Source organism: Enterovibrio qingdaonensis, from assembly GCF_028683135.1.
Lineage (GTDB): Bacteria > Pseudomonadota > Gammaproteobacteria > Enterobacterales > Vibrionaceae > Enterovibrio > Enterovibrio qingdaonensis.
Map to the genome: position 1 here is coordinate 244,342 of NZ_JAJUBB010000005.1, position 15,718 is coordinate 260,059.

At 49.2% G+C, this 15,718-nt stretch carries 14 protein-coding genes; 2 read left to right on the forward strand and 12 right to left on the reverse strand.

From position 1 onward, the window contains the following. Positions 1-64 precede the first annotated feature (64 nt). A complete protein-coding gene (gene pta, locus LRP49_RS09485) occupies positions 65-2,209 on the forward strand; it encodes a phosphate acetyltransferase (RefSeq protein ID WP_274141943.1) in 2,145 nt (714 codons plus the stop codon). A gap of 86 nt (positions 2,210-2,295) precedes the next feature. On the opposite strand, the gene LRP49_RS09490 is transcribed toward pta, so the two are convergent. The 11 genes from LRP49_RS09490 to LRP49_RS09540 all read right to left on the reverse strand — a co-directional run bounded on the left by LRP49_RS09490 (position 2,296) and on the right by LRP49_RS09540 (position 10,724). Next, positions 2,296-3,267 (reverse strand): dihydroxyacetone kinase subunit DhaK, encoded by a 972-nt coding sequence (locus tag LRP49_RS09490; RefSeq protein WP_274141865.1) that lies wholly within the window; start codon positions 3,265-3,267, stop codon positions 2,296-2,298. A gap of 31 nt (positions 3,268-3,298) precedes the next feature. Next, positions 3,299-3,787 carry a hypothetical protein gene (locus LRP49_RS09495; RefSeq protein WP_274141866.1) on the reverse strand — a complete coding sequence of 163 codons (489 nt, stop codon included), beginning with the start codon at positions 3,785-3,787 and terminating at the stop codon, positions 3,299-3,301. A gap of 50 nt (positions 3,788-3,837) precedes the next feature. Further along, positions 3,838-4,116: an HPr family phosphocarrier protein gene (locus tag LRP49_RS09500; RefSeq protein WP_274141868.1), complete on the reverse strand. Its 279-nt coding sequence runs from the start codon at positions 4,114-4,116 to the stop codon at positions 3,838-3,840. Next, positions 4,116-4,514 (reverse strand): dihydroxyacetone kinase phosphoryl donor subunit DhaM, encoded by a 399-nt coding sequence (dhaM, locus tag LRP49_RS09505; RefSeq protein WP_274141869.1) that lies wholly within the window; start codon positions 4,512-4,514, stop codon positions 4,116-4,118. The genes LRP49_RS09500 and dhaM overlap by 1 nt, the downstream gene beginning before the upstream one ends. Continuing rightward, positions 4,507-5,154: a dihydroxyacetone kinase subunit DhaL gene (gene dhaL / locus LRP49_RS09510; protein ID WP_274141871.1), complete on the reverse strand. Its 648-nt coding sequence runs from the start codon at positions 5,152-5,154 to the stop codon at positions 4,507-4,509. The genes dhaM and dhaL overlap by 8 nt, the downstream gene beginning before the upstream one ends. After that, positions 5,114-6,139 (reverse strand): ABC transporter ATP-binding protein, encoded by a 1,026-nt coding sequence (locus LRP49_RS09515; protein WP_274141872.1) that lies wholly within the window; start codon positions 6,137-6,139, stop codon positions 5,114-5,116. The genes dhaL and LRP49_RS09515 overlap by 41 nt, the downstream gene beginning before the upstream one ends. After that, positions 6,126-7,229, reverse strand: a complete 1,104-nt coding sequence (locus LRP49_RS09520) for an ABC transporter ATP-binding protein (protein ID WP_274141873.1) — start codon at positions 7,227-7,229, stop codon at positions 6,126-6,128. The genes LRP49_RS09515 and LRP49_RS09520 overlap by 14 nt, the downstream gene beginning before the upstream one ends. A gap of 10 nt (positions 7,230-7,239) precedes the next feature. Continuing rightward, positions 7,240-7,428, reverse strand: a complete 189-nt coding sequence (locus LRP49_RS09525; RefSeq protein ID WP_274141874.1) for a hypothetical protein — start codon at positions 7,426-7,428, stop codon at positions 7,240-7,242. Further along, a complete protein-coding gene (locus LRP49_RS09530; RefSeq protein ID WP_274141875.1) occupies positions 7,428-8,375 on the reverse strand; it encodes a carbohydrate ABC transporter permease in 948 nt (315 codons plus the stop codon). Before LRP49_RS09530 ends, LRP49_RS09525 begins: the two co-directional genes overlap by 1 nt. Beyond that, positions 8,372-9,313, reverse strand: a complete 942-nt coding sequence (locus LRP49_RS09535) for a carbohydrate ABC transporter permease (RefSeq protein ID WP_274141876.1) — start codon at positions 9,311-9,313, stop codon at positions 8,372-8,374. The genes LRP49_RS09530 and LRP49_RS09535 overlap by 4 nt, the downstream gene beginning before the upstream one ends. Positions 9,314-9,392: 79 nt before the next feature. Beyond that, positions 9,393-10,724, reverse strand: coding sequence for an ABC transporter substrate-binding protein (locus tag LRP49_RS09540; RefSeq protein ID WP_274141877.1), 1,332 nt, complete (start codon positions 10,722-10,724; stop codon positions 9,393-9,395). A 396-nt stretch (positions 10,725-11,120) separates the two neighbouring features. On the opposite strand from LRP49_RS09540, the gene LRP49_RS09545 reads away from it, so the two are divergent. Beyond that, positions 11,121-12,776 (forward strand): dihydroxyacetone kinase subunit DhaK, encoded by a 1,656-nt coding sequence (locus tag LRP49_RS09545; protein WP_274141878.1) that lies wholly within the window; start codon positions 11,121-11,123, stop codon positions 12,774-12,776. A gap of 100 nt (positions 12,777-12,876) precedes the next feature. Here the strand turns inward: LRP49_RS09545 and LRP49_RS09550 are convergent, their stop codons facing one another. After that, positions 12,877-15,687 (reverse strand): hybrid sensor histidine kinase/response regulator, encoded by a 2,811-nt coding sequence (locus tag LRP49_RS09550; protein ID WP_274141879.1) that lies wholly within the window; start codon positions 15,685-15,687, stop codon positions 12,877-12,879. Positions 15,688-15,718: the final 31 nt, after the last annotated feature.

Here is a 15,718-nt window from a genome sequence, read left to right on the forward strand (position 1 = left end):
CTTGCCGATGCGCAGGCTTTGCTTCCGTTATAGTAAAGAGGAATCATCCGTGTCCCGTACTATTATGCTTATTCCAATCGGCGCAGGTGTAGGCCTGACTAGCGTTAGCCTAGGCGTACTGCGTTCGATGGAACAAAAAGGCGTTCGCGTTTCGTTTTTCAAGCCTATCGCGCAACCTCGCCACGGTGACAATCAGCCAGATCTGACCACCACCATCATCGAAGCAAACAGCAGCATGAAAGTGGCAGAGCCACTGACCATGGCGAATGCTGAAGCGCTGATCCGTGCTGACCAAAACGACGTGCTAATGGAAGAAATCGTTGCTCGCTTCAAAGAAGCGACTGCCGATGCTGACGTTGCACTGATCGAAGGTCTTGTACCGACTCGCAACCACCCATTTGCTAACCAAGTGAACTACGAAATCGCGAAAACTCTGGATGCAGAGATCGTATTCGTAACCACTCCTGGTACTGATAACCCTGCGCAACTGAAAGAGCGCATTGAAGTGGCAGTATCTAACTTCGGTGGTAGCAAAAACACCAACATCGCTGGCGTGATCATCAACAAGCACAATGCACCTGTTGACGAACAAGGCCGTACTCGCCCAGACCTGTCTGACATCTTTGATGATGCAACTGGCGCGAAATCAAGCAATGTTGAAGTGATGGAAATCTTCCATTCAAGCCCAATCCGCGTGCTGGGTTGTGTGCCTTGGAGCATCGATCTGATTGCGACCCGTGCTAGCGATCTGGCTAAGCACCTGAATGCCGAAATCATCAACGCTGGTGATATCGACACACGTCGCATCAAGAGCATCACCTTCTGTGCACGTTCAATCCCTAACATGGTTGAACACTTCCGCGCGGGCTCTCTGCTGGTAACTTCTGCAGACCGTCCTGACGTTATCGTTGCAGCATGTCTGGCAGCGATGAACGGCGTTGAAGTGGGTGCATTGCTGCTGACTGGCGGCTACAGCATTCCTGCGGAACTGAAGAGCCTGTGTACCCGTGCGTTCGATACTGGTCTACCAGTATTCACCACTCAAGGTAACACGTGGCAGACATCTTTGAACCTGCAAAGCTTCAGCGTTGAAGTACCTGCAGACGACAAAGAGCGCGTAGAGTTCGTTAACGAGCACGTTGCTGCACACATCGATGGCAACTGGATCGAGTCACTGTCTGAAGGTTCTTCACGTCAGCGTCGTCTGAGCCCACCTGCATTCCGTTACCAGTTGACTGAACTGGCACGTAAAGCAGCGAAGCGTATCGTTCTTCCAGAAGGTGATGAGCCACGTACCGTTAAAGCGGCAGCAATTTGTGCTGAACGCAAGATCGCGGAATGTGTGCTGCTGGGTAACCCAGAAGAGATCAAGCGTGTTGCTGAGCAACAAGGCGTGACTCTGGGTGCTGGCGTTACCATCATTAACTCTGACGAAGTGCGTGAAAACTACGTTGCACGTCTGGTTGAGCTGCGTGGCTCGAAAGGCATGACTGAAGTTGTAGCGCGTGAGAAGCTGCAAGATTCAGTATTCCTGGGCACCATGATGCTTGAAGCGGGTGAAGTTGACGGTCTGGTTTCTGGCGCGGTTCACACCACGGCTAACACCATCGTTCCTCCGTTCCAAATCATCAAAACTGCACCTGATGCGTCTATCGTATCTTCTGTGTTCTTCATGCTGCTGCCTGACCAAGTACTGGTTTACGGTGACTGTGCGATCAACCCAGATCCAAACGCAGAACAACTGGCTGAGATCGCTATCCAGTCTGCTGACTCTGCGGCGGCATTCGGCATTGAGCCTCGCGTTGCAATGATCTCATACTCTACTGGTGAATCTGGTAAGGGTGCAGACGTTGATAAAGTACGTGAAGCAACCAAGATTGCTCAAGAGAAGCGTCCTGATCTGATGATCGACGGTCCTCTTCAGTACGACGCTGCTATCATGGAAAACGTTGCTGCTTCTAAAGCACCAAACTCTCCAGTAGCAGGTAAAGCGACCGTATTCGTATTCCCAGACCTGAACACCGGTAACACCACTTACAAAGCGGTACAGCGTTCAGCAGACCTGGTTTCAATCGGTCCTATGCTGCAAGGTATGCGTAAGCCTGTTAACGACCTGTCTCGTGGCGCACTGGTAGACGATATCGTTTACACCGTTGCACTGACTGCGATTCAAGCGAAACAAGCTGAGGAAGCAGAAGCAGCTAAATAAGCTCCTCTGACTCTAAACGCATGAAAAAAGCCGACGCTACTGCGTCGGCTTTTTTATGTTCAAAGATCGGCTTACTGGCGACTTTCTTATCTTCCATGCTCTGCGTTCAGTGCGGGTGTGTCTACGGGAGCATCCCAAAGCAAAAGCCATTCAGGTGTTGCATCAACAAGCGTGATAGAAAAGCCATCGGTGTCCAGCGTTGTCGCAAAGGTGCCCACAAGCTCACGTGCGACAGACACGCCTTTCTCAGACAATGCCGCTTTTGCTGTTTCTGTCGCCAAGGTTAAATCTTTGTCCGTTGCTGCGCCGAGACTGTTCACAAGAAGGATGGGTTGAAAAGGCACACGTGCCAAAGACAGCAAGAGCTGATCAATCATTTGACGTACCAGCACATCAATAGGTGTTTTGGGAAGGCAAGAGACACCGCGCTCACCATGAATGCCCACCCCATATTCCACATTCTCGCTTTCTGTCTCCCCCGCCTCTTTTCGAAAAGAACAAGCTGAAAAAGCAACACCGATCGTTCGAGTATGGGAAACAATAGCCTCTCCCAATAGCGTCAGGTCTTCGAGAGAGTCTCCCTTTTCCGCCGCAGCACCGAGGATTTTCTCCACAACGACCACGCCGGCTAAGCCTCTTGCTGCATCCCTGTCTGTCTGCGTCGCATCGTCATTCACCAACACAATCGCAGATTGGCTATCTGACAGCTCCGATGCGATCTCAAAATTCATCCTATCCCCTTGATAGTTTTTGACAATCAAGAGGACGCCAGAGCCGGCATCACTTTGCTCAATGGCGGAAACAATTTGATCTGGGGAAGGCGAGGTGAAAATTTCGCCGGGACAAGCAGCATCAAGCATGCCTTTACCAACAAACCCGGCATGCAGAGGCTCATGGCCGGAGCCTCCACCAGAGACGAGGGCAACTTTATTTTTGCTAGAAGGGTGTTGTCGATAGACGACCAGCGGTTCCCACTGAATCGAGATATGATCTTTATAGGCCAGCTCATAGGCCTTTAAGTGGTCTTTTACAGAAAAGTGGTTGCTGTCCTTCGCCATTAGGTTTCGTCTCTGTCTTCGAAATGTCGAATTAGGCGTTTTTTACCTTATCAATCGTCGCTACTAACTGTTTAGTATAATCTTGAATTGCTTTTTTAATGGCAGCATTACTCTTATCGTTCCCCATATCTGGAAATGACACGGAGCAATGTACCATCTTAACTTTCTGTTTTTCTGACAAAGACCGGTTAGGATGAGCCTCTGTGTATGCAGCAAGAAACAAGGCTTCCTGTTCTTCAGAGAACATACACACATCAAAAATGGTGGGTAGATGTTTGAACGGGATCGGTATGTTGTACTCAGGGTTGGAAATCTGAGAAATAAAGCTGCGATTTTTCCCTAACGCCTCTGCCAGACGCTGTCGGATCCCTGAAGGCCGCTGTTCTATCACGGTTCTAAGAATAGCTTTGTATTTTGAAACTTTTGACCCTTCAATGCTCATGCATGACCACTCGTGAAACCCATAGATAACAACCCCAATTTGTGTTTTGAATTCATTCAATTGGCGAGAAATTAGCATATCAGATGCCGTTACGAACACCAATCCAGTAAGCCGTCAGCGCGTACCCTTTACTGGCACTCTGCCCCACTTAAACAATCGACAATCGCAGACATTGCGGCATCCTTATCTCGCCCCGACGCGCGAATATATACCGGATGATCCGAGCGCAGCTTTAGCTTGACCAACGCAGCTTGTCGGGTGGCACATACCCAAGGGCCATCTTGGTCTTCAGCCAGCTCTACGCTAGCATCATAGGCTTGCATGAGACGAGACAGTCTGGCCGCAGGACGAACGTGGAGATCAAAGCCACCTGTTAACCAAATTTTAGTTTGGACGTGCTCTTCCATTATCCACCAGCGTGATTTAATTCGTTCGCTGCCAACTCGACTTGCTTGAGGTTCCCTCCCGCAATCGCTTTGTAAGATGCCACAATGACACCTTCCACCAGCGGCGCATCAATGATTCTTACCACTTTTGCTTTCTCAGGGGGAAGCATGTCGATCGCGACCTCACTGTTAAGCTCTGTACTGCCCATATCAACGAAAATAGCCACGCCATTTGGTGTCCATACCGAGTTTATCGCCTCACTGATTGCGTCTGCGTTACAACCGAGTTGACCATCAACGGTTCCGCCCGTCCAAGCAACAGGCACCGCATCTGCCACTATCTGTTTAGCCATGTCCGCGACGCCTTCTGCCACAAGCCGAGAATGCGACACAATCACCAAGCTTATCGTATTATTCAATGTCACCAGCCTCCATCATTCCATTTATTGCGGCCTTAATCGCCAGCATGCTGGAGCACGCCCCCGGGTCAATATGACCCATACTTCTTTCGCCAAGGTATGCCGCCCGCCCCTTCTTCGCGAGCAACGGTTTTGTGTCCTCACACCATGATTCGACCCGTTGCAACACATCGGCACCCAACGCTTTCGAGTCAAGGTGCCAATGGGTAGCAAGAGGGACAAGCACATCCAGCATGGTTTTATCCCCGGTAGACGAACGTCCTCTCTGAGCCACCGATTCCACACCAAGGAAAAACGCTTCAGCTGTCGTTTTTCCAGCCCCCAACGTCTTTCCCCACGTCAAAAATAAGGTGCCATACAATGCACCTGACGCGCCCCCAATGTGCGTCAACAAGCATTTACCCAGTGCGGAAAGAAAGGCGTCGTCGTTGAGATGACGCCAATCTGGCAATGCCTTTAAAACCGCGTTCGCCCCTCTGGAGATGTTAAAACCATGGTCCCCATCTCCAATTTCAACGTCGAGCTGCGTTAGCAAGTCTTGATGCGCGATCAGGTCATCACATACCGCCTTGACCTTTTGCTCTCGCCATAATTGCTGGCTAATAGGTTTGTCCTCGTATTCTTTGGCCCGTCCTGTCAAACAAAACAGGGTTCACAAGGTTGAACGACACCCTATCATTCCGTTGCCACCGTTTATCAGGAGATGCCAATAACGTTATCTTCTCTTGCTCAAAGGCAAGGTGAAGGTGACATTGATCCCCCAAATACTCGACGTTTTGTACCACCGCAGAATACGCACCCTCTGCATCAGCCTTGAACTCTAGGTGTTCGGTTCTCACACCCACAAACGCCACACCGCCTTCCGAATACTGCTCATTCAAGCAATGTTTCGGTAGCAGGTTGATTTGAGGTAACCCCAGCCTCGTTGCGACATAATCACTGTCAGGGTTGGTATAGATATCTTTGGGTGTGCCGACCTGAACCAGTTCACCGTCCTTCAACACGCCTATACGATCACCCAGTGTCATTGCCTCGATTTGGTCGTGAGTCACGTAAAGTATAGTGGCACCCAGTTCCTGTTGAATGCGCTTCAATTCCACCCGCAAATCTGCCCGCAGTTTTGCATCCAGTGATGACAAAGGTTCATCCATCAAATACAACGCAGGCTTGCGCACTAATGCTCGACCAATAGCGACACGTTGCATCTCACCGCCAGACAGTTGTGTCGCTTTGTTCTGCAATTTATGGCCGATACGCAGCACTTCCGCGACATCATCAATGCGCTTTTTAATTTCAGCTTCCGACACATTTCGAATCTTCGAACGCAATGGAAATGCAAGGTTGTCGTAAACGCTCATGTGTGGATACAGCGAATATTGCTGGAACACAAACGCCACGTCTCTTTCAGCAGGTGGGACGGCATGCATATTTTTGCCTGCAAGCGAAATATCTCCACTGTCACAGGTTTCCAGTCCAGCCGCTAAGCGAAGCAAGGTCGTCTTACCCGCCCCTGTCGGGCCAAGCAGCACCATAAACTCGCCTTCCTTTACCTCGAGGTTGATACCCTTTACCGCGTCAATTTCACCAAACCGCTTTGAGACATTGATGTAGTTAAGCTCCGCCATGGTGGGCCTCCTGATAACGCGCATTCATCAACACTTTTCCCGTTTCTCTATCAAAGACGGTCGTGTGCTCTGGTGATAATCGCAAATACACTTGCTGACCGCGCGCCATGGGTATCTGGCTATCAACGCGCGCTTTTAACGTGCCAATCACTGAGCTAATCGTCAGGATTTGGGTGGTTCCCAAATACTCAGCTGTTTCCACAACCCCTTTTACCTTTGAGAACTCAACCAATGACACATGCTCAGGACGAATGCCCAGCGCAAGTCTCTCGGTTTGGGCATCTTCCAGAATGGGCGAAACCTCAATGGGAATGCCATTGATCGATAATGAGGTACTCCCCGACAGCGCGCTGCCCTCAAACTCGAGGATATTCATCGATGGCTCACCCAAGAACTTGGCGACAAAGATGGTACTGGGATAGTCATAGATAAACTGGGGTTCACCCACTTGCTCTATCACACTGTGGTTCATCACCATGATTTTGTCCGCCATCGACATGGCCTCGAGCTGATCGTGGGTAACATAAACGGTCGTCGCCCCCATTCTGTTGTGCAGGTCGCGCAGCTCTGAACACATCAAATGACGAAACTCACTGTCCAGTGCGCCCAATGGCTCATCCATCAAGAAGACCTGAGGTTGCCGGATGATCGCCCGTCCAAGTGACACTCGCTGTTTATCCCCGCTGGACAGTCCGCCAACAGGACTGTCGAGAAGGTGCTCAATGCGTAGAATCTCTGCCACATCCGACAGTCGCTTCTTGATCTCCTTTCTCGGCACGCCTTGGCACTTCAGCGGAAAGCTGATGTTTTGGCGAACGTTCATATGGGGATAGAGCGCGAACATTTGGAAAACAAACGCGATATCTCTCTCACTGGCGCGGAGAAAGGACACATCCTTTCCTTCAATTTCAATTTGCCCCGAGGTTGGCAATTCCAACCCGGCAATCATTCTCAGTGTGGTCGTTTTCCCACACCCAGACGGACCAAGTAGGACGAAAAACTCCCCATTCTTAATCGTAAATGTCGAGTCTTTCACTGCTGTAAAGCTGTCAAACCGCTTGTGCAGGTTCGCTACGGTAATATCTGCCATCACGTCTCTCCTACTCAGGAAAATGGCTGACAATCAGAAAACTGACCGTGCCAAACAAAATGACGCTGAACGAATACGTAAACGCCAGCATGGAGAAAGGCTGCATTAACATAAATATCCCTAGCCCAATGCACCCACACGCCACGTTTTCCAGAAAACCTCGTCGCAGGTAGCGGTTTTTCAAACATTCCTTTTTCATTATTTCCTCACAGCACCAAACGTAATACCTCTCAGCAGATGCTTTCGAAGCACAACGGTAAACACGACAATTGGGATAAGGAACAGAGATGTCCCCGCGGCAACCGCTGGCCAATCCAGCCCGCCTTCACCAATGATGATGGGAATGAACGGCGGCGCAGTCTGGGCGTTACCACTGGTTAGAAGCAGCGCGAATGCGTACTCGTTCCAGGCAAACACCAGACAAAAAATTGCGGTGGATGCGATGCCTGTCGCGGCCTGTGGCAACACCACCTTGATAAAAGCCTGAAAACGACTGTAGCCATCAATCATCGCCGCTTCTTCATACTCACGGGGGATCTCATCGATAAACCCTTTCAGTAGCCAAACCGACAGACTGACATTCACGGCGGTGTATAAAATGATCATGCCAAGGTGGGTGTCAGATAAGCCCAGTTGCCGATACATGAGATAGATGGGAATAGCCACTGCAATCGGCGGCATCATCCTCGTTGAAAGGATAAAAAACAGCAGATCATCTTTTAATGGCACCTTAAAGCGTGAAAATCCATAGGCGGCTAACGTGCCAAGAAACACAGCTAAAAACGTTGAACCAAAGCCGATGATCATCGAGTTTGTGTAGCGGCCTAAAAACCGCGATGGCCCGGTGATAACCATGTTTTGCTCTCGAACGATTTCGTCGTACCAGGTCGAAGGTGGTGGCAGTTGCGCCATGTGTTCATCGGTTTGGCGTGAGCGATTGGTGAACAAATTGACGTAGCCTTCCAAGCTCGCCTCGAAGGTCACTTTCGGCGGGTAGGCAATCGCATCTGACGGCGACTTAAAGCTCGTCATCAATATCCAAATGAGCGGCGCGATAGTGACAATGCCATACAGAATCACCACCGCAGCCGCCAGTTTTTTAGATCGGCCACTTGGTTCAACAACAGAAAATGCAGAATTACTCATCGGCTTTTCACCTTATTCATGGCTTTGACGTAAATGTTTGCTGCGCCAAATACGGTGACGAACAAAATGACGGCAAAGGCTGAGCTGTAGCCGGTCTTCCATTTTTCAAACGCTTCGCGCTTCAAGTTAATCGACGCCAATTCCGTCACAGAGCCAGGCCCACCGGACGTCAGTTGGACAACCATGTCGAACATTTTGAAGTTCTCGATGGCGCGGAACAGGATGGCCAACATCAAAAACGGCATGACCATTGGGAGAGTGATAGAGAAGAATTGGCGTAGTTTGGACGCGCGATCAACTTCCGCCGCTTCATAAATGCTTCCTGGTATCGATCTCAACCCAGCAAGACAGATCAGCATCACGTAGGGTGTCCACATCCACGTGTCAACGAGGATAATTGACCAAGGTGCAAGCGTGGTGTCACCAATCATGTCGACAGGGCCGACATCGGCAAAAAAGTTGACGACATACGAGAAAACACCGGATTGAGGCTGATACAAATAGGTCCAGAATGTGCCAACCACTGCGGGAGACATCATCATGGGGATCAGTATCAAGGTGGTCCAGAAGCTGTGACCTTTAAAATTTTTATTGATCAGTAGAGCAAGGCCAAAACCAATGGTCAGTTGCAGTATCATCGTCCAACTGACAAAGTGCATCGTTGCCTGCAAATATCCCCAAATATCCTCATTGTTTAAAATCCTGACGTAGTTCTTCAGCCCAACCCATTCCACTTCGCGATCAAGCCTGTTTGCCCTGTAATTGGTAAAGCTGAGATAAACCGTCCAAATGAGCGGGAAAATATTAATTGCGAGCAGCAACAGGATGGTTGGCGAGATGAACCACCAAGCCATCGCTCGGTCAGACATTGACCACTTTTTGCCTGAAGGCTGCCCTGCAGCACGGGTCGCTTTTGCTGCATTTTGTATTGACTTCATTTGACTAACTTCCATGGCGCACCATATTCTCGAACCTCATTTTTAGGCAGGGAGAAGCTGTCTCCCTGCCTTCGTTGATTTACAGCTGGCCGCCGTCTTCTAGAATTTCCTGCCAGTCATCTTTCAGTTTTTCCAATGCCTGCTCTGCCGTCCCTTGGTCAGCGACAACATAGTCGTGAAGGCGTTTCTGCATCGCTTGAAGAAGCTCTGCATAATTAGGTTCTTGCCAGAAATCTTTCACGTTCGACATCGCCTCAACAAAGTCACCCGCGAAAGGGGCGGTACTTGCGAAATCTGGATGCTCAACAACGGAACGGTGTGCGGAATACCCTCCCAGCGTCCACCAATCAGATTGCACTTTCGGTTGTGCAAACCATTTGATGTATTGCAGTGCCAAATCTTGTTTGTCTGAATAAGACACAACAGAAATCCCCTGCCCGCCTAAGGTCGAGCCCTCAGAGGTTTGCTTAGGGTTGAGGAAAAAGCCGGACTTATCTCCCCCAACCTTGGGGTCTTTAACAATGCCGGGAAAGAAAGCGAACCAGTTCATTTGCATGGCAACCTGACCCGATTTATAAGCATCGAGATTTGCCACCATGTAAGCGTTTGAATGGCCCGGTGGTGTGCAGCACTCATAGAGTGATTTGTAGGCTTTTAGGCCTTTCGCCGCGGCGGGGCTGTTGACGTAGCCTTCTAAGTCATAAGGCTTATCGGGGTTTTGATACTGAAAGTCGTGAGCATAAAGTGCGGATGTCGCACCCATTGTGATGCCTTCAGAGCCACGCTCTGTGTAAATTGCTGCCCCATAAACTTTGCGACCATCAATCTCTCTTCCTTGGAAAAAGCGGGCAACTTCCTCTAACTCGGTCCAGGTTTTCGGTGGTGCTAATTCCCGACCGTATTCTGTTTTAAATTGGCTCTGAAGATCTTTTCTGGAAAACCAGTCTTTACGGTAAACCCAACCCAGTGCGTCACCCATTGCCGGAAGGGCCCAGTAGTTGTTCGTGCCTTTTGGCCATGCCGAGTAGGCTTCAACCGTTGCAGGGATGAAATCATCCATGCTGATGCCTTCTTTTTCGAAGAAGTCATTGAGTTTGATGTAGTGGCCATTCTCAGCTGACCCTCCAATCCATTGGCTATCGCCGATCAACAGGTCGCACAACTTCCCGCGAGAGTTAAGCTCATTTTGGAAACGAGAAGCAAAGCTGGTCCAAGGAACAAACTCGAAGTTCATTTTGATACCCGTTTCTGATGTAAAGTCTTTTGACAGCTCCACAAGTGCATTAGCGGGATCCCATGCCGCCCAGCATAGCGTCAAGGACTGCTCCTCACTCTGCGCACTTGTACTGCTGACACCAAGTCCGACTGCTGTAATCGCAAGGACCGTATTTAGCTTCTGCCTGAATTTCATTAGAACAGCTCCTTATGTTGCTTCCCTGAACCTTGTCGGTTCACTCCAAATCTTGCTGACTCTCATCTTGCCTAATGGCTCAGTGACACCTTGCTAATGGGCAATGTTCTGAACACCCACGTTTGCAATTTTATGTTTACTAAACACAGAAAATACTGGTTCAAGCTTTGCGTTTTTTCAAGTAAAAATTAACCGCTCATTAACATTTGGGGTGAGTTAAAATTTTATTTGATTATTTATCAATGCTTTATATTAGTCATTTGCAGAGGAAATGCTAACCAGGTTGAAATGAAGCATTTACATGTTATGTTTAGTTTAAGTTTTATATCGCTTTAAACTAAACATATTTGTTCAGTTTTTAGTCCGCATTGTTTAGTAAATCAGGGAGTAAGATGGATGAGTCGTTTTTATGCCGACAGTGATGAGAATGTGTCTCTGGCTATTCAAGGTTATCTCGCGAGCAACGCTGCGCGCCCTCTAGGGATGCTGATGGGCGAACAAAACATTAAGGTGGTTGTTCGGACAGACTGGGACAAAAGCAAGGTCGCCATTTTGTCTGGCGGCGGTGCGGGTCATGAGCCTGCACATGTAGGGTTTGTCGGAAAAGGAATGCTAACCGCAGCGATTGCCGGCGATGTATTTGCCTCTCCCAGTGTTGAAGCCGTTCTCCAAGCCATTGTTGCCGTAACCGGTGAGCACGGTTGCCTATTGATTGTTAAAAACTATACCGGTGACCGACTCAACTTTGGGCTCGCGGCCGAAAAAGCACGCGCAATGGGGTACAAGGTTGAGATGCTGATCGTGGGTGATGACATTTCACTACCCGATGAAGCAAATCCTCGCGGTATTGCAGGCACGCTGTTTGTCCATAAGTTGGCAGGACACCTTTCTGAACAAGGAAAATCACTCGAAGAGATTGCTGCCATCACACGGAGCGCAAGTGAGCGCATTTACTCCATCGGATTGGCTCTGACCTCTTGTGCCTTGCCCTATGATGAAACAGGAGAACTTAGCTATGCGCCAGAGCTTGGCATGGGCATACATGGTGAGCCCGGATTCGAAAAGGTCGATATTTCGCATGCCGATGACGCCGTCGCTATTTTGCTCGAAAAGCTGACGCCTTACACCAAAGATTCAACATCTCGCTTCGCTATTTTAATCAATAACCTAGGCTCCACCACCGAGCTTGAGCTGCAAATCATCACCCAGAAATTGCTCAAATCTTCACTAAAATCACAGATTGAGATTGTTTTAGGGCCCGGTGCCTTTATGACCTCACTTAACATGTATGGGATTTCACTGTCCTTGATCGAACTGGACGACACGATACGAGAAGCATTGCTGTCAGACGTCGAGCCCACAGCATGGCCAACACCTGGCGTTTTAGGCACTTTTGATCGGCTTCCAATACAAAATCTCTCAAACCACTCGATGTTCACACCCGAGCAGAACCCCAAGGTCGAAAGCCTCATTGTGGCAATCTGTCAGGCGTTAATTAACGAGGAGTCTTACCTCAACGGTCTGGATGAAAAAGTCGGGGATGGTGATACCGGGACCACCTTTGCACAGGCAGCAAGAGCTATCCTATCCAAGCTGCAAAGTGAAGGAATGCCCTTGAATTCCACTGAAAAGCTTTTTCAATGTATTGGTCAGGAGTTGTCGACCGTGATGGGAGGGTCAAGTGGGGTACTTCTCTCCATCTTTTTCACAGCAGCGGGGTCAGCCAAAGCCTCAACATCGTCATTAGCAACGTCTCTGCTGGAGGGCATTGCCAAAGTACAGGAATATGGCGGAGCAAAACTCAACGACCGCACGATGCTCGATGCAGCTATTCCCGCTATCAATGCGTTGAGTAAGACAGAAGATACCGTATTCGCGTCGATCGCGGCACAAGCGGGTGCGGAAGCAACCACACAGATGTCGAAAGCACGAGCTGGTCGCTCATCTTACTTGAGGGAAGATAGCCTCATCGGGAATATTGACCCCGGTGCAGCGGCTATCGCGAAGGTGTTTCATGCGATTGCGCAATGGTCTGAAGCACTGCAGAAGTAACACATACGATATGGACTCGATCCTTTCATCGTCTGAGGAGCCGTCATGATGTGACGCTCCTCAGTATCCTTTCAGACTTTGAAGGTGGCTATCGCAGTATTTAACCCGTTTTTTTCTTCAGGTCTTTGAGGTGCTCTTCTGCCGTTAAGAAATCAAACTGGCTGATAGCCTCTTGCAGCTTTTTGAATTCGTCCAATTGATTGCACCATTGAGGGAGCGATTTAGAGAGCTGACTGACTTTATCTTGCACCCCAATATCAAATTCTTGCAGGCTGGTTTGCAGTGCATTGATTTGGTCAACAAGATACGCATCCAGAGGTTTAATTTCCTCATCCTGAATCTCGGGTTCAGGTACTGTCGCAGCACTGCTCGCTATCTCATCAAACTTCTCAATCGCCGCTGTTATTTGTGCTTTCAACGCCAGTATTTCGCTTTCCGAGACCACTTCACCCGCGTTGTATTTGTCTTCCAGGATACAAGCCGCGTCTGAAATATCGTTGGCCCCGATGTTACTCCCTGCACCTTTGCAGGAATGAGCAAGAATGGCTTTATCAGCGTTGTCTCCATCAGCAAGAAGCTGATCCATCGCTGTCATTTGCGAGTTCAAAAACAGGGAGAGGATCTTGAGGTACTTGGCCTTGTTACCGCCGAGACGTTTCACGCCCTCGCCTAAATTAATGCCCGGTACGTTATCAACCATCAGGTCAAACATCGTTTCATCATATTCCATGATCACCCTCCTTCGGGTCTGTTCCGCCTCCGGTGGTATTTCATCATCCAGTTGAAGGTCATTAGTCTCAAGTTGATTGGCTTCATCAACGGCCGCTGTCTCTTCGTGAATCTCTGTTTCGAGTTCTGAGTCTGTCGCCACGGGAGCAAGATTTGGCTCTATAGGCATTTCAGTCGAAGCAACTTCATCATGACACGCTTCTACCACCGTTACTGGCTCGGCTTGAAGGGCAAAAGCACTGCCTCTTCCGCGTTTAAGCCAATCCGTCACTTTCTGTTTCAATGCGTCAAATTCAATGGGTTTTGCGATGTGCTCATTCATCCCCGCGTCTTTGCAGGCTGCGACGTCATGGGCATCCGTATTTGCTGTCATAGCCAAAATAGGGAGGTCTGTGATTTCCATTTCTTGGCGGATGAATTTGGTTGCGGTCACACCGTCTACGACGGGCATCTGCATATCCATGAGGACGAGATCGATACAGTGCTGTTTCACCATCTCAATCGCTTCTTCACCATTGTTTGCCACCAAGACATTCACAGGCAGAGTCTCTAGTGCACCTAAAGCCACTTCTTGATTAATGAGATTGTCTTCCACCAGCAAAATGACCTTGTTGCGAATGGCGAGTTCGTCTTCCGGAATGTCTTCAAGCTCCAACTCCCCATGCCTGTCATTGCCTTTAATCAGACACACTTCTTGCTTTTCTTCTGTCACCGCACGAAGAAACGCCGTGGGAAGAACAGGCTTTGTGATGACATCAAAACCAAACGGCGGACGAGTTTCGCAGATATCGAGGCCATGATGTTTACCCGCCAGAAGGTAAATGGCTTTTTCTTTTGGCAACTCGACCAACATATTGGTTAGCACTGACACCATTTCTGATGACAGGTTTTCCCAATCGACAATAATTTTGGAGAAAATGCCGCGCTCAATGGATGGTTTACACTCTTCTAGCTCGTCCAAGGAGCGGCATTGGCTGACATTCGCCCCTGCATAGACAAGAGGATTGCATATGTTCAGGCATTGCGTTTTATTGGTCGCAACAACCAGCGCACTGATCCCGGTCAGTGAGCGAGACCACGCGCCACCTAAGCGCGACGTTTCCCGCACACCCGATTGACAAGGGAGCGTAAACGAGAAAACACTGCCTTCGCCGTAGCGACTGTCTGCTTGTAACTCCCCCCCCATCAAAGCGACCAGCTCTTTTGAGAGCGAAAGTCCTAGCCCTTTTCCGCCATGCTCTCGAGAGATAGAGTTGTCCGCCTGAGAAAATGGCGCAAACAGTGCTTCTAGGTCTTTTCTTCGGATCCCCTGACCCGAGTCTCGGATAGAAAAACGGATCATCACATCATCTTCACGGCGAGATTCGAGACTAACCGAAATGGAGACTTCCCCTTCGCTGGTAAACTTAATGGCGTTGTCCCCAAGTGCCATTAACACTTGCGTCATCCTGACTGAGTCCGCATCAATAACTTTAGGGATGCTCATATCAACCGTGACAGAGAACTGCAGCCCTTTATCATTTGCGCGTTCGCCAAGCGCACTAGCGACTGGGGAGAGAATGGTTTCAACATTGCATTCGACCCACTCAATTTCAAGGCTGCCTGACTTAACACTGGTGAAATCTAAAACCGCATTTACCGCATGAAGGAGCGTGTGCGCTGCCGTCATAACCCGCTTTACATAACGCTGTTGTTTTCCTTGCAGGCCACTATCAAGTGCCAGTTGAGACATCCCCAGAATTGCATTGAGCGGGGTTCGCAATTCATGCGACATATTGGACAAAAACTCTTTCTTGGCTTTATAAGCTGCGCGCGATGAACGCTTAGCAATGCTCAGTTCTTTTTCTTTTTGTTTTAATCGGCTTCGGAGCAGACGAACTTCTTCTTCGGAACGCTTAAAGCTCATCAAGAAAAATACCAAAGCAGCAACCACGACGACCAACAAGGCAAACAGTGCCGTTATCGCACTGAGTCCTTCGCCGATTGGCGGGAGCTTGGTTGACGAAAGGTACCCGTATTCTTTCTCAGCGAGAGCCATTGTTGGAATTAGCCCCGCAACAATTACGATACCTTTTTTAAATGCTGTTCTGCGGCCGTTTTTCAGTGAGTTACGTCGTTTGGTAGGTGAGGCCTTAAACGAGACAACCCAGCGCACAACATCTGAAATCCTGCGAATGTTCATAACGTTGAAATGCACCTGCTCTGTATATGCA

Bases quoted from the DNA above. Each gene is read 5' to 3' on its own strand.
- pta (WP_274141943.1), top strand. From the start codon at position 65: ATGCTTATTCCAATCGGCGCAGGTGTAGGCCTGACTAGCGTTAGCCTA.
- LRP49_RS09490 (WP_274141865.1), bottom strand. From the start codon at position 3,267: ATGGCGAAGGACAGCAACCACTTTTCTGTAAAAGACCACTTAAAGGCC.
- LRP49_RS09495 (WP_274141866.1), bottom strand. From the start codon at position 3,787: ATGCTAATTTCTCGCCAATTGAATGAATTCAAAACACAAATTGGGGTT.
- LRP49_RS09500 (WP_274141868.1), bottom strand. From the start codon at position 4,116: ATGGAAGAGCACGTCCAAACTAAAATTTGGTTAACAGGTGGCTTTGAT.
- LRP49_RS09515 (WP_274141872.1), bottom strand. From the start codon at position 6,139: ATGGCGGAGCTTAACTACATCAATGTCTCAAAGCGGTTTGGTGAAATT.
- LRP49_RS09520 (WP_274141873.1), bottom strand. From the start codon at position 7,229: ATGGCAGATATTACCGTAGCGAACCTGCACAAGCGGTTTGACAGCTTT.
- LRP49_RS09525 (WP_274141874.1), bottom strand. From the start codon at position 7,428: ATGAAAAAGGAATGTTTGAAAAACCGCTACCTGCGACGAGGTTTTCTG.
- LRP49_RS09530 (WP_274141875.1), bottom strand. From the start codon at position 8,375: ATGAGTAATTCTGCATTTTCTGTTGTTGAACCAAGTGGCCGATCTAAA.
- LRP49_RS09535 (WP_274141876.1), bottom strand. From the start codon at position 9,313: ATGAAGTCAATACAAAATGCAGCAAAAGCGACCCGTGCTGCAGGGCAG.
- LRP49_RS09540 (WP_274141877.1), bottom strand. From the start codon at position 10,724: ATGAAATTCAGGCAGAAGCTAAATACGGTCCTTGCGATTACAGCAGTC.
- LRP49_RS09545 (WP_274141878.1), top strand. From the start codon at position 11,121: ATGAGTCGTTTTTATGCCGACAGTGATGAGAATGTGTCTCTGGCTATT.
- LRP49_RS09550 (WP_274141879.1), bottom strand. From the start codon at position 15,687: ATGAACATTCGCAGGATTTCAGATGTTGTGCGCTGGGTTGTCTCGTTT.